Source organism: Bacillus sp. LQ01 (assembly GCF_057624735.1).
The window spans coordinates 351,309-364,860 of record NZ_JBYEZL010000003.1 but is presented as its reverse complement, the minus strand read 5'-3'; the positions used below and the strand labels follow the sequence as shown (position 1 = coordinate 364,860).

Sequence of the window (13,552 nt, the reverse complement as noted above, 5' to 3'; positions counted from 1 at the left end):
GGAAACAATGATCGATTATGCATGGCTCATACCGCTTTTCCCACTCGTTTCGTTTTTGTTACTTATTATATTCGGGAAGAAAATTAGAGAAGGAAGCAGCGTACTTAGTATTTTTTTCGTCTTTCTCTCCTTTATACTTGCGGTACTTGTGTTAATAGAAAGGTTTTCAGAAGCAAGCGTGAAGCATAAGTGGGTGTGGCTTAGAGCTGGAGATGTGGATATATCATTCGGCTTTGAAGTGACTGCATTAGGAGCTTTAATGTTATTTATCGTGACGCTTGTGAGTCTACTTGTACATGTGTATTCGAAAGGTTATATGAAAGGTGATGAACGATTACCAACCTTTTACGCATATTTAGGACTCTTTACATTTGCGATGTTAGGGCTTGTTATATCAACGAATTTATTACAGCTTTATATATTTTGGGAATTAGTTGGCCTTGGTTCATTTTTACTTATCGGTTTTTATTTCTTTAAAGAAGAAGCGAAGGCTGCTGCAAAAAAGGCTTTTATTATGACCCGTATTGGGGATGTTGGTTTATTTATCGGGATGATTTTAATTTTTTGGTACGCAGGTAGTTTTGAATATGACGCAATATTTAGGGCGATTTATACAGGGGATCTACCTCCTTACATGATTACAATAACAGCGATATTAATTTTTATCGGGGCGATGGGAAAATCAGGTCAGTTCCCGCTTCATACGTGGTTGCCAGATGCAATGGAGGGGCCAACGCCCGTTTCGGCACTTATTCACGCGGCGACGATGGTCGCAGCTGGCGTATATTTAGTAGCGACGATGTTTCCTCTGTTTTCAGCAAGTACAGTGGCGATGCAGACAGTGGCAATCGTTGGAGCTTTCACTGCAATCTTTGCGGCCTCTATCGGTCTTGTGCAAACAGATATAAAGAGGGTGCTTGCTTATTCTACAGTTAGCCAGCTCGGGTACATGATGCTCGCGTTAGGTTCTGCCGGTTATGTAGCTGGTATATTCCATTTAACGACACACGCTTTTTTTAAAGCACTACTATTTTTGGCAGCAGGAAGTGTAATTCATGCTGTGCATACGCAAAACATTAATAAAATGGGCGGTTTACAGAAGAAGATGAAAGTAACTGGTACGCTATTTTTAATAGGTACCCTTGCCATTAGCGGTGTTCCGCTGCTTTCCGGTTTTTTCAGCAAAGATGAAATTTTAGCGGCGACGTGGATGAATGGCAATTACGTTTTATTTACTTTAGCAGTAATTGCGGCGTTTTTAACAGCGTTTTATATGTTCCGCCTATACTTTCTTGTCTTTACTGGAGAAACGAAGACGAAGGAAGAAGTGCATGAATCGCCTCGCGTTATGACGTATCCAATGATTGTTCTCGGCGTTCTTGCGGTAGTGGCAGGATATATAAATACACCGTGGTTTGGGACGTTTCTCGGAGATTGGTTGACGAAAGATGTAGGGTTTAAGGTTGAAGAAGCGCATGGACCAGTTTGGATTATGATTGTTGCGACACTCGTTTCATTTGCGGGAATCGCTCTTGCATATTTCATATATGGCAAGAAATCAATTTCTAGAAATTGGGCTGGGGGTACGGAAACATCTCTTTATAATCTTTTGAAAGAAAAATATTATGTGGATGAACTATACAACATGACGGTGATCCCTATTACGAAAGGAATCGCTCATGTGCTTCGCTTATTTGAAGTGTATGTAGTCGAAGGAATTGCAGTTTTAATTGGAAGTGTAGTTAAAGGCACAAGTAATCTTGGATCGAAACTTCAAAACGGGAATGTACAAGTGTACGGTACTGTAACGGCGGTTTCGCTCGCTGTACTCGTCATTATTTTGCTCTATACGGGAGGGGATTTACGATGAATGATTTGTTGTTAACGTTCTTCATTTTTTCCCCGCTTTTAGGAATTTTATTGCTTGTATTAACACCGAAAAAGGAATTGCGTACAGTGCGAGCGCTTGGCTTATTTGGGACGGCACTTCCATTTGGAATCGCTATCGTCCTCGCTTGTACATATGCTTCTGGAAAGAATTTGTCCCTATTTGATGAGAAGGTGAAATGGATTAAGTTCGGCGATTTCACAGCGGTAGATAAAAGGTGGTTTTCTATTTATTACGAGCTCGGTATTGATGGTTTGTCGCTTGTCATGATGGTACTGACGGCTCTTCTAGCGATGCTTGCAGCAATTGCAGCCTTTTCTATTAAAAGAAATTTAAAAGCATTTTATATGCTGTTACTTATGCTAGAAATAGGAATGCTCGGCGTCTTTGCTGCTCAAAACTTAATGTTGTTTTTTATCTTCTTTGAAATTACGTTGCCACCAATGTTCTTATTAATTGGAAAGTGGGGAAAATTGTCGAGTGAAAAGGCTGCGTATAGTTATTTAATATATAACGGTATTGGCTCAGCTATTTTGCTCATTGTTTTCTCAATTTTGTTTGCGAAAACAGGTACAACAAATATTGTGGAGCTGAAAGAGATATTAAGAAGCATAAACGCAGAGGGAGCACTCGTCATCCCAAGTAGTTTGCAGCTTAGTGTATTTATTGCCATAATGATTGCTTTTGCAATTAAACTACCTGTTTTTCCGTTGCACCGCTGGATGGTCAATGTACACATAGAAGCGCATCCAGCTGTAGTTATGCTTCATGCGGGTGTTTTGCTGAAGATTGGAGCGTACGGTATTATTCGCTTCGGGAAAGGGCTATTCCCGGAATATTTTCACGATGTTGCAACACTAATTGCGATATTAGGCGTAATTAATTTATTATACGGTGCCTTTTTAGCGCTCATCCAAACGGACTTTAGGAAAGTACTGGCTTACTCTAGTATTTCGCATATGGGAATTGTGTTAATGGGACTTGCGTCACTTAATGCACCTGGTACACAAGGAGCGTTATTCCAAGTTGTATCACATGGTTTAATTGCAGCCTTGCTCTTCTTCCTACTGGGTGTTATAGAACAACGATTTGGAACTTCGGATATTACGGTGCTAGGCGGACTTGCGAAAAGTGTACCGATACTTAGCGGATTCTTTTTAGCAGGAGGAATGGCATCGCTTGGATTACCAGGGATGTCTGGGTTTGTTAGTGAATTTCTTGCCTTTCTCGGTTTATTTCAAGGAGAGCCCGTCATTGCTGCAGTCGGTGTGATTGGCATCATTTTAACCGCTGTATATGTATTAAGGGCGACACTTCAAGTGACATTTGGAAAGAAAGAGTGGGAAGCAAAAACTGATATACACGGATGGGAGTATGTCCCTGTTTTACTACTTATCTTTTGTATTATTGCAATTGGGGTTATGCCAGAAATACTAGGGGATCCGCTTCAAAATACATTGAAAACATTGGGGGTGAAGTAGGATGGATATGAATACGTTACTTAGCTTATCGTGGTATCTAATGGTGCCAGAATTTATTATTCTCGGCGCCGCCATCCTCCTTTCCATATGTGATTTGTTTTTTAAGCTGAACCATAGATATGTAGCTCTTGGTGCGATTGCTGCTATCGTATTAGCAATCGTGTCATTAATTACGCTATATAGCGAACCGGCAGGAGATATTTTAAATGGATCGTTTGTGTTAGATGGATTTTCAAAAGGGTTTAAAACGTTGCTATTAGGTGCCTCAGCTCTCATTTTATGCACCGCAATGAGCGATGATAAGAAGAATCCAATTGAAGATAAGGGTGAATATTATTACTTATTTTTAATGGCACTTCTTGGTGCGATGTTCATGGCTTCTAGTGTTGATTTCATTACCTTTTTCGTTGGTTTGGAGTTACTTTCACTTTCTTCCTATATTTTAGTAGGAATACGAAAAAAGAGCCGTGCATCAAATGAAGCGGCAATGAAATACGTCATTAGCGGAGGAATTGGAACGGCGATTACGCTCTTTGGAATGAGTTATTTATACGGTATTACAGGTTCAACTAACATTGTAGATATGCAAAAGGTACTCACTGGGGAACTCGCTAGTGGTATTCAGTTATTGTTAGCTCTCGCATTTCTTTTATTGCTAGTTGGTCTCTCATTTAAAATTGCCACAGTGCCGTTTCATATGTGGGCACCTGATGTGTATGAAGGAGCGGCTACACCTGTTACTGCTTTTCTTGGAACGATTTCTAAAATTGCTGGTTTCCTACTCATTATTCGTTTGTTCCTTATGGTTTTTGCAAGTGTATTAATACAAGGAGATATGCAATCTTTATATGGGCATATGAGTATATATATTGCGGTGCTAGCAAGTATTACGATGATTGTTGGGAATGTAGTCGCGTTAAAACAATACAATATAAAGCGTTTATTTGCTTATTCGGGCATTGCTCATGCAGGGTATTTACTCGTTCCACTTGTCGCATTATCACCATTTACGATGGATAGCATGTGGTTTTATATGCTGGCATACATGCTTATGAATATAGGTGCATTTGCTATCATCCACGGCTTAATCTTACAAAATGATGAGGAAAATATAACGATTTTCACAGGTTTATATAAAAGGTCACCATTTGCAGCGATTATGATGACAATCTTTATTTTATCGCTGGCTGGGATACCAGGAACGGCTGGCTTCATTGGAAAGATTAACATCTTTTTAGGCGCGCTTCATGTAGAGCCAGCACATTACGTACTAGCTTCGATTATGATGGGTACGACAGTCGTTTCATTCGTATATTATTTCCGTATTTTACAACAAATGTTTTTCCGCACAGGAGAGACAGAAGAGAGGATACGGTTACCGTTAAATATAAAGGTTGTTATGAGTCTTTGTGCAATTTCGATTGTAATACTAGGGATTATGCCGATGATTGGGTACAATTTCTTTTATGAATATTTTCCATTAATGAAAGATTTCTTCTTCTTAGGGAACGTGGTACAATAGTGAAAATAAAAGGTGTGGAGTCAGTACTCTGCGCTTTTTATTTTGTGTTAACTTGTAATGTAGATATACGTTTTTGGAAAGAAAATCACGATGTAAAATGTAAGATGTCTATGTGCATTTGAAAAAGTGTAGCTCCTACTTATTATGGTATCGTTTTTATATTCTTTCATAAGTAGTAGCTGAGTAAAAAGGGGTCGATTTTTTGGCACAACTTTTAGGGCAACAAGCACTGATTGCCATTGTTTCGCATTTATTGTTTATTACCATTACGTGGTGGGCCTTACAAGGCATTCACATTGAGCGTTTAATGAAGTCCGGAAAAGTGCTGCAGACGCGAGTATTACTCATCTTAATTACAATTGCAATTGGGACATCTGTAAGTAACTTTTTCCTTGATTATTTAGGCTATTCGAAGAGTTTAACGTATTTAGTAAAGTAAGTGTATAGAACCTCAAATCTCCGTTAACAATGGGGATAGGAGGGGATGAAATTGAAGCTTAAAGCCATTCTTATTGTTGCACTTAGTGTTGTTTTATTTTTGGTTGGATATAGAGAGATGAAACCGATAAGCGATGAACAGAAAATGGAGAGCATGATCAAGGCTTTAGAGAAAAATGATGCTAAAGTAGAAAAATGGTCATGGTTAGCGAGAGAAACAAAAACAATTTCTAACATACATACGTTTCAAAAGTTGTTAAACGATGTGAAGGAAAAGGCAAATATTCAAAAGTGGGAAGTAGAGCAATCTCCAGATGGATATAAAGCTACATCCTATAAAAAGCTTTCTTCTTATGAAGAACGAGTAGTAGTAACTTGGAGTAAAGAAAATACTAAAGAAAACACTTTCATTATCTTTGAAGTAAGTGGGGCGAAATGGGACCCGAAGTATGTTCAAAACATGAATAAAATTTTTAGTGAAAAACCTATAATTTACACTTGTGTTCAAGGTGTACTGAATGATAAGATTGAAGGTGTTTTGCAAAATAAAACCAATCAGGTTTTGAAAGATCTTTCAGCAAGAGCGATCGAACAAGTAGAAGAAAGAGCATTTGTGTCAGTCTCCGCATACAATAAAAAGTGGGATGACGCTCTTTCAACAAATAGAGAGAAAATAAATGTGCAAATAGCAATACGTTCTACAGACAACAAAGATACAATTGTGGTTGGCACACCGATCATAACTTCTGAGTATTGAGTGAATAGATACTGAAAAAAGGACACGGAGGGGAATAATTTGGAAAAGATCATCGTCCGTGGCGGAAAGCGGTTAAACGGCACAGTGCGTGTTGAGGGCGCAAAAAATGCTGTATTACCTATAATCGCTGCAGCCCTATTAGCGAGTGATGGAAAGAATGTACTATCTGAAGTACCAGTTTTGTCTGATGTATACACAATTAATGAGGTATTACGTCATTTAAATGCTGAAGTCGTATTTGAAAATAATCAAGTAACAATCGATTCTTCTAAAGAACTAAACATTGAAGCACCATTTGAATATGTACGTAAAATGCGTGCATCTGTTCAAGTAATGGGACCATTATTAGCACGTAACGGTCGTGCTCGTATTGCACTTCCTGGTGGATGTGCAATTGGTTCACGTCCAATTGACCAACATTTAAAAGGCTTCGAAGCAATGGGAGCAAAAGTACAGGTTGGTAACGGTTTTGTTGAGGCATATGTTGAGGGAGAACTAAAAGGAGCTAAAATCTACTTAGACTTCCCAAGCGTAGGCGCGACAGAAAACATTATGTCTGCAGCTACATTAGCAAAAGGGACAACAATTCTTGAAAACGCAGCGAAAGAACCAGAAATCGTTGACTTAGCTAACTTCTTAAATGCGATGGGAGCGAAAGTACGCGGAGCTGGAACTGGAACGATTCGTATCGAAGGCGTTGATAAATTATATGGTGCAAACCACTCTATTATTCCTGACCGTATTGAAGCGGGAACATTCATGGTTGCAGCAGCAATTACTGGTGGAGACATCTTAATTGAAAATGCTGTACCTGAACATTTACGCTCAATTACAGCGAAAATGGAAGAAATGGGTGTTAAAATTATTGAGGAAAACGAAGGTGTACGTGTTATCGGCCCAGATAAGTTAAAAGCGGTTGATATTAAAACTATGCCTCACCCAGGTTTCCCAACAGACATGCAATCACAAATGATGGCATTATTACTACAAGCTGATGGAACAAGCATGATTACAGAAACGGTATTCGAAAACCGCTTTATGCACGTTGAAGAATTCCGTCGTATGAATGCTGATATTAAAATTGAAGGTCGTTCTGTTATTATGAACGGTCCAAACAGCTTACAAGGTGCTGAAGTAGCAGCAACTGACTTACGTGCTGCAGCTGCATTAATCTTAGCTGGTTTAGTATCAGAAGGTTATACTCGTGTAACTGAGTTAAAACATCTTGACCGTGGCTATGTAAACTTCCATAAGAAATTAGCTGCATTAGGTGCAACTATTGAACGTGTAAACGAAAAAGTAGAAGAAGTGAAAGAACAAGAAGTTTCTGATCTTCACGCTTAATTGAAATAGTCTCTATGTCTTTTGACATAGGGGCTATTTTTTTGGGTTATTACTGTTATAGTCAATAAATTCTATACTTATGCACGTACCAGTAAAAATATTTAGAAAATTTCTGTTTTATACTCTTCCCCTTAAGTATGTTCTAAAAGAAAGAGTTGTTCCATAAGAATGAATGGAGTAAAGCTTTTATATTGGGGGAAAATAGGATGAAATTTTCAAAGCCACTTTTTATTACAGTAGCGCTCTTAATAGCGCTCGTTATCATTGTACCTGCAGCCCTTGTTATTCCATTTGCGAAAGCAAAAGTAGGGGAAGAAACGGCCTCTAAAACTCCTCCAGCGATAGAAAGCATACCAGCTCCAGGAAAAGTAGATACAGCTGTTCAAGTTGCTGTATATCGCGAAAAACAGAAGAAGGTAGAAACATTACCAGTGGAGGAGTATGTGACAGGTGTAGTAGCTTCTGAGATGAATGCCAGTTTTGAAATAGAGGCACTAAAGGCGCAGGCATTAGCAGCGAGAACATTTGTAGTACAACGTATGCTAAGCGGAGGAAAGAAAAATAATGCGGACGTGACAGATACGGTGAAAGATCAAGTGTACAAAAGCAAAGATGAATTGAAGAAGCAATGGGGCAATAACTACGAAAATAATTTGAAGAAAATCGAAGAAGCCGTTTCGAAAACAGCAGGACAAGTTTTAACGTATGATGGAAAACCAATTTCAGCATCCTTCTTTTCAACGAGTAATGGCCGAACAGAAAATGCAGCTGACTATTGGGGAAATGATTATCCGTACTTGAAAAGTGTAGATAGTCCGTGGGATCAAGCCTCTCCAAAGTTTACGAGCGAGCAAACATTTACAGTAGCTGATTTTCAAAAACGTCTCGGTGTGAAAGTGCTAGCAGACGGGAAGGTTGGAAATATTAAAGACCTTACGGAAGGAAAGCGCGTAAAGGATGTAGCTTTTCAAGGAAAAACATTAACAGGAAAAGAAGTTCGTGAAAAGTTAGATTTACGTTCTTCTGATTTCACGTGGAAACAACAAGGAGATAAAATCATCGTTACGACGAAAGGGTTCGGTCACGGCGTTGGTATGAGTCAATACGGGGCGAACGGCATGGCAGCGGAAGGAAAGAAATATACAGATATCGTCGCTCATTACTATAAAGGCGTTGAAATAAAGACGATGAATGATTATGAAGGAAAACTGATGGTGAAGAAATAGGTGTCAGAACTCTGGCACCTATTTTTTTTGTTTAAAATATCATAATTTTCCATTAACTGTTTGATATAATAGGATAAAAAGGCATTTGGGGGAAATGAAATGGCGTTACTAGAGTTGAAACAGTTAGGGAAGGCGAACCAGTTACCGGAAATGGAGCTAAAGGTTGAAAAAGGGCAATGTATTGTTTTGCAATGCAATAATCATACAGCTAAAGTGTTACACCGCATTATTATTGGTCAAGAAGAAGCTTCAACTGGCAACGTACTGTTTGAAGGGGAAGCAATTGGAAAGAAAAATTATTCCCGCATAGGCTTTTGTTTTTTGAAGGATGAAGCATATGATCGTTTGAAGGTGAAGGAATACTTTAAGTTTTTAATAGGGCTTTATGAATCAAAGATAAGTATAGAAGAAGTTGTGCAGTCTGTTGGTCTCCTAGATAAGCTAAACGTTAAAATAGAAAAACTATCATTTTCAGAGAAGCGTCGTCTTCATATTGGGCGAGTGATGATTCATAATCCGGATTTAATCATTTTGGAAGAACCGGAGCAAAATGTAGATATAGAGAGTACGGTTATTATTCGAAAAGCAATTATGAAAATGAAAGAACAAGGAAAGGCAATTTTTATTACGTCATCTTTCCTATCGGATGCCCTTTCGTTAACAGAGGATGTATACATATTAAACAACGATGGTGTGAAAAAAGTAGAAATTGAACAAGAGGAAGTGGAAGAAGTCGATGAAGAGAAGGTCGTTCAAATAATTCCGCAAATGAAGTTAGAAAGAATACCTGCGAAAGTGAACGATAAAATCATTTTACTTGATCCGATGGAAATCCATTTCATTGAAACACAAAACGGAGTAACACATATTCACGTTCGTGAAGGAGATTTCGTATGTGCTTTAACATTAGGTGAACTAGAAGCAAGGTTAACAGGTTTTGGTTTCTTTAGATGTCATCGCTCGTACCTTGTGAATTTACAAAGAGTGCGAGAAGTGATTACTTGGACTCGTAACAGTTTTAGCTTAATTTTAGACGACGAAAGAAAAAGTTCAATCCCGCTTTCAAAAGGACGAATGGATGAATTAAAAGGTGTTATTGGACTATAAAAGTGCTCCAATAAGCTCAACATGCGATTCATTCACCGGTAAAAATACTCCTTTTACCGGTATTTTAATGCGCCTACCCTTTGTTTTTCATATGATTGAGTCAAGAAAAGCGAAACAAACGAACGAAAAGCGCTAAAGCGACTTTCATCTATAAAGAAGAAAAACAAAGGGGATGAAGAAATGACATTGGCAATTGAAATGAAAGATGTAATGAAAAGTTTCAACGAAAAAACGGCACTTCGAAATGTAAATATTGAGGTGAAGCAAGGAGAGATATTCGGATTCCTTGGACCGAGTGGATCTGGTAAGACGACAACAGTAAAAATTTTAACTTCTCAATTGCTTCATAGTGTTGGAACGGTAAGAGTATTAGGGAAAGATATTACAGGACCAAGTAGCATCGATTACAAACGAATTGGTATTTTAACAGATAACAGCGGCTTATATGAAAGACTTAGCATTTATGATAACTTACTATTATTTTGTGACTTATATGATTGCAAAAAAGAACGAATCGATGAAGTACTAGCACAAGTGAATTTATTAGATGATAAAAAAACACCAGTAAAAAAATTATCAAAGGGAATGAAGCAACGCGTCACACTAGCAAGAGCAATCCTTCATAAACCAGATATCCTCTTCTTAGACGAACCAACATCTGCACTTGATCCAGTAAACGTACAAAACATTCATAAAATCTTAAAAGACTTAAATAAAGAAGGAACGACGATTTTCTTAACGACTCACAACATGGACGAAGCAGAAACGCTTTGTAACCGCATTGCCTTCCTGTGTGGCGGAGAGATTGTAGCACTTGATACACCGGAGAACCTTCGCTTACAATACGCGAAAGATCAAATACAAGTCGTGTTAAAGGATAAGAAGAAAGAAACGGTACATAAAGATGAATTAGGTGCAAAACGTATTTCAGAATGGATGAACAAAGGAGAATTACTATCCATTCATTCACACGAACCAACTTTAGGCGATATTTTTATTGAAGTTACTGGGAGGGGATTATAATGACATTTTCAATGAGACGTGTATCAGCTATTTTTAGAAAAGAAGTACAAGATTTTAAGACAAATTCACAAGTGTTGTTAATGGCATTTTTACCAATTATACTTTCATTTTTGTTTAGCAGATTTGGAGCGGGAAAGGAAATGTTAGGCATTACTACTATAACGGCCTTCCTATTTGTCGCAGGCTTTGTTCAATCTATGGTAATTGCAGAAGAAAAAGAAAAACATACATTGCGTGTATTAATGCTATCACCGGCATCTTCGGTTGAAGTTCTACTTGGAAAAAGTATATTAACAGCATGTTTGACATTGGGCATTTGTATTGTGAACTTATTCATTTTGGATCAATTCAGTGGAAATCTATTATTGCTAGGATTTATTTTCTTATGTGGAACAATTCTATTTATTGTGATTGGAACAATGATTGGATTGTTAGCTGCATCTGTACCACAAACATCAATAATTGGAATGCCGATATTAATGACGATGTATTTGGCTGTACAGTTTGAGCCAATGGTTGAAAATAAAGTAATTAAGACGATGATTGGATATCTTCCAACATCTCATATTGTGAAAGCACTTAACAGCTTAGTAGGTGGGGCGGGATTTAGTAGTATTAGTGGGCATGTATTAAATGTTGCAGTTTGGCTTATTATATCGCTCTTTGTATGTTTAATCGTATATAAAAAGAAACAATTAGACTAAAAACTGAGCCGAAACGCTCAGTTTTTTCTTTTTTCTATCATTTCCTCGGAAATTTTACAGTTCTTATACATATTTTTACATATTTTGTCGAAAAGTAATTAGTTATACGTTGTATAGGATACGTGAATATTGTTCAAAATGATTGCTGAGGTGATGATGGAATGCGAGGAAGAAATAATAAAAAGTCGCAAAAGGTAGTACATTTATTTCAAAAAAGATGGGTGTTTCCGGCACTATACATTGCTTGTGCAGCGGTAATCTTAATGGTTGCGCTATGGTTCCAAGGAGCTAATCCGAAGAAGACTCCAAACCACGATCAAGCAACACCGTATACACAATCGGAAGATCCAGCAGTACCAGTAACAAAATCTTCAGAAGTAGTGAAAATGCCAGCTGCCGCGAATGCGGAAGTAGTCGTACAGAAGAAATTCTATGAAGATGCAGCAACTGAGGCGGAACAAGAAAAAGCACTTGTCTTTTATAACAACACATATTCCCCGAACAAAGGAATTGACATTGCTGCGAAGAATGGAAAAGAATTCAATGTTGCTGCTGCTTTAAGTGGTACAGTAACGAAAGCTGAAAAAGATTCACTTCTTGGTTATGTTGTAACAGTTGATAGTGGAAATGGTGTAGCGGTATCTTATCAAAGCTTAGGCAGTGTGAAAGTAGAAAAAGGTGCAAGAGTTGCACAAGGTGAAGTATTAGGAACATCCGGTCTAAGTGCAATGAATAAAGAGGCAGGTTCTCACGTTCATTTTGAAGTACGTAAAGACAATGTGGCTGTGAACCCTGAACGTTACTTAAATAAATCAGTAACAGAAATTAAAGCTGATGCAGGTGCTGCAAAGGCTACGAATGCTTCTGGTAAAAAAGCTGATGACAAATCTCAAAAAGAAGAGAAGTCAACGAGCACGAAACCTGAAAGTAAAACAGAAGACAAGTCTCAAAAAGAAGAGAAATCAACAAGCGGTTCAACTAGTGACAAAAAAGAAGAACCGAAGAAAGAAGAAAAATCAACAAATGGTTCTACAGAATCATCTAACGATTCTTCTTCACAAGAATAATGAAGTGAAAAAATCAGTTCCCACTAGGGGAGCTGATTTTTTTATTTTTATATAAAAATACTCAATTTCGAGAAAAAAGTTGCAATAACAAGGAAAAATGACGAGATTCTCGAATATATATTACAAAAGGGAGGGGATACTGTGTCATTTTTGTTTGTTCTGTCGACTGCTATTATTTTATTGTTTGTTTTATTCACTTTATATTATTACATTGCCGGTAAGAAAGAGGTTCCCCACCATCAATTGTTAGAAGAAGAATTGGAACGAGAAGAATGACACCTTATATATAAGGTGTCATTTTTTTTCGCTATAATAGTCAGTTTTAACGTATTTCTCACAAAAAAACATAATTTTTCTTAACTTAGTCCGCAAAAATAGTGAACATGTAGCATATATCAGTAGTGCGGGCAATACAATGGTATAAACCAAAGCAAAGAGAGTGTTTGAGGTGAGAAATCGTGAATCATTTCATTATAAATCCAAGAATGTTTAACGCTTACAAACAGCACTCACACTTACTTCTTAGTCGTATGCAGCGAGGCTCATTTCACCCTTCTCACATCCAAATTAGGGAGGCGAGTGGTGTGCACGATTACATCAAAGAGAGAACTATCAAGATTGGTAAGTATATCGTGGAGACAAGAAAGACAGTGCGTGTCATTGCAAAGGAATTTGGGGTATCAAAGAGTACAGTCCATAAAGATTTAACAGAACGTCTACCAGAAATTAATCCAGAGCTCGCAAATGAAGTGAAAGAAATTCTTGATTATCATAAGTCTATTCGTCATTTAAGAGGGGGAGAAGCAACAAAACAAAAGTATAGAAAAGAAGATGTAGAGAAGCCTGTACGTCAATAATGTTACAGTAGCAAACATTCCGTTCACATTCGGTAATATTTTTCAGAAGAATTCTTTTTGCGAATATTACGTTTCTGTTAAATTTATGATAAAATCAGAAATTAGGTGAAAAGAATTCGGGTGTAACCTGATTTTGAA

13 protein-coding genes are annotated in these 13,552 nt (G+C 37.7%); all 13 read left to right on the top strand.

Translation table 11 applies throughout. From position 1 onward, the window contains the following. Positions 1-7: 7 nt before the first annotated feature. Positions 8-1,870 carry an NADH-quinone oxidoreductase subunit L gene (gene nuoL / locus AC22L0_RS22475; protein WP_000568227.1) on the top strand — a complete coding sequence of 621 codons (1,863 nt, stop codon included), beginning with the start codon at positions 8-10 and terminating at the stop codon, positions 1,868-1,870. Beyond that, the gene (locus AC22L0_RS22470; RefSeq protein ID WP_061655619.1) at positions 1,867-3,369 is read left to right on the top strand and encodes an NADH-quinone oxidoreductase subunit M; all 1,503 of its coding nucleotides are present in this window, start codon (positions 1,867-1,869) and stop codon (positions 3,367-3,369) included. Before nuoL ends, AC22L0_RS22470 begins: the two co-directional genes overlap by 4 nt. Before the next feature lie 7 nt (positions 3,370-3,376). Further along, positions 3,377-4,891, top strand: a complete 1,515-nt coding sequence (gene nuoN / locus AC22L0_RS22465; RefSeq protein WP_340637541.1) for an NADH-quinone oxidoreductase subunit NuoN — start codon at positions 3,377-3,379, stop codon at positions 4,889-4,891. A gap of 202 nt (positions 4,892-5,093) precedes the next feature. Further along, positions 5,094-5,330 (top strand): DUF1146 family protein, encoded by a 237-nt coding sequence (locus AC22L0_RS22460; protein WP_000057889.1) that lies wholly within the window; start codon positions 5,094-5,096, stop codon positions 5,328-5,330. A 51-nt stretch (positions 5,331-5,381) separates the two neighbouring features. Beyond that, positions 5,382-6,086, top strand: a complete 705-nt coding sequence (locus tag AC22L0_RS22455) for a YwmB family TATA-box binding protein (protein ID WP_000767916.1) — start codon at positions 5,382-5,384, stop codon at positions 6,084-6,086. A 39-nt stretch (positions 6,087-6,125) separates the two neighbouring features. Continuing rightward, positions 6,126-7,430 carry a UDP-N-acetylglucosamine 1-carboxyvinyltransferase gene (murA, locus tag AC22L0_RS22450; protein WP_000411274.1) on the top strand — a complete coding sequence of 435 codons (1,305 nt, stop codon included), beginning with the start codon at positions 6,126-6,128 and terminating at the stop codon, positions 7,428-7,430. Positions 7,431-7,636: 206 nt separating this feature from the next. After that, the gene (gene spoIID, locus AC22L0_RS22445) at positions 7,637-8,656 is read left to right on the top strand and encodes a stage II sporulation protein D (protein ID WP_000672663.1); all 1,020 of its coding nucleotides are present in this window, start codon (positions 7,637-7,639) and stop codon (positions 8,654-8,656) included. 99 nt (positions 8,657-8,755) lie between these two features. Continuing rightward, the gene (locus tag AC22L0_RS22440) at positions 8,756-9,763 is read left to right on the top strand and encodes a LytTR family transcriptional regulator DNA-binding domain-containing protein (RefSeq protein WP_087965182.1); all 1,008 of its coding nucleotides are present in this window, start codon (positions 8,756-8,758) and stop codon (positions 9,761-9,763) included. A 180-nt stretch (positions 9,764-9,943) separates the two neighbouring features. Then, positions 9,944-10,786, top strand: a complete 843-nt coding sequence (locus AC22L0_RS22435; RefSeq protein ID WP_087965184.1) for an ABC transporter ATP-binding protein — start codon at positions 9,944-9,946, stop codon at positions 10,784-10,786. Further along, the gene (locus AC22L0_RS22430; RefSeq protein ID WP_000144442.1) at positions 10,786-11,490 is read left to right on the top strand and encodes an ABC transporter permease; all 705 of its coding nucleotides are present in this window, start codon (positions 10,786-10,788) and stop codon (positions 11,488-11,490) included. The genes AC22L0_RS22435 and AC22L0_RS22430 overlap by 1 nt, the downstream gene beginning before the upstream one ends. A 161-nt stretch (positions 11,491-11,651) precedes the next feature. Continuing rightward, entirely contained in the window at positions 11,652-12,557 is a 906-nt protein-coding gene (spoIIQ, locus tag AC22L0_RS22425; protein ID WP_001214926.1) for a stage II sporulation protein SpoIIQ, read from the top strand. 141 nt (positions 12,558-12,698) lie between these two features. After that, positions 12,699-12,833 (top strand): hypothetical protein, encoded by a 135-nt coding sequence (locus tag AC22L0_RS22420; protein WP_000008903.1) that lies wholly within the window; start codon positions 12,699-12,701, stop codon positions 12,831-12,833. A gap of 308 nt (positions 12,834-13,141) precedes the next feature. Continuing rightward, a complete protein-coding gene (gene spoIIID, locus AC22L0_RS22415; protein WP_000544012.1) occupies positions 13,142-13,414 on the top strand; it encodes a sporulation transcriptional regulator SpoIIID in 273 nt (90 codons plus the stop codon). Positions 13,415-13,552: the final 138 nt, after the last annotated feature.

Coding starts and splice junctions, on each gene's coding strand:
- spoIID (WP_000672663.1), top strand. CDS start 7,637: ATGAAATTTTCAAAGCCACTTTTTATTACAGTAGCGCTCTTAATAGCG.
- AC22L0_RS22440 (WP_087965182.1), top strand. CDS start 8,756: ATGGCGTTACTAGAGTTGAAACAGTTAGGGAAGGCGAACCAGTTACCG.
- spoIIQ (WP_001214926.1), top strand. CDS start 11,652: ATGCGAGGAAGAAATAATAAAAAGTCGCAAAAGGTAGTACATTTATTT.
- AC22L0_RS22435 (WP_087965184.1), top strand. CDS start 9,944: ATGACATTGGCAATTGAAATGAAAGATGTAATGAAAAGTTTCAACGAA.
- nuoN (WP_340637541.1), top strand. CDS start 3,377: ATGAATACGTTACTTAGCTTATCGTGGTATCTAATGGTGCCAGAATTT.
- AC22L0_RS22430 (WP_000144442.1), top strand. CDS start 10,786: ATGACATTTTCAATGAGACGTGTATCAGCTATTTTTAGAAAAGAAGTA.
- nuoL (WP_000568227.1), top strand. CDS start 8: ATGATCGATTATGCATGGCTCATACCGCTTTTCCCACTCGTTTCGTTT.
- AC22L0_RS22470 (WP_061655619.1), top strand. CDS start 1,867: ATGAATGATTTGTTGTTAACGTTCTTCATTTTTTCCCCGCTTTTAGGA.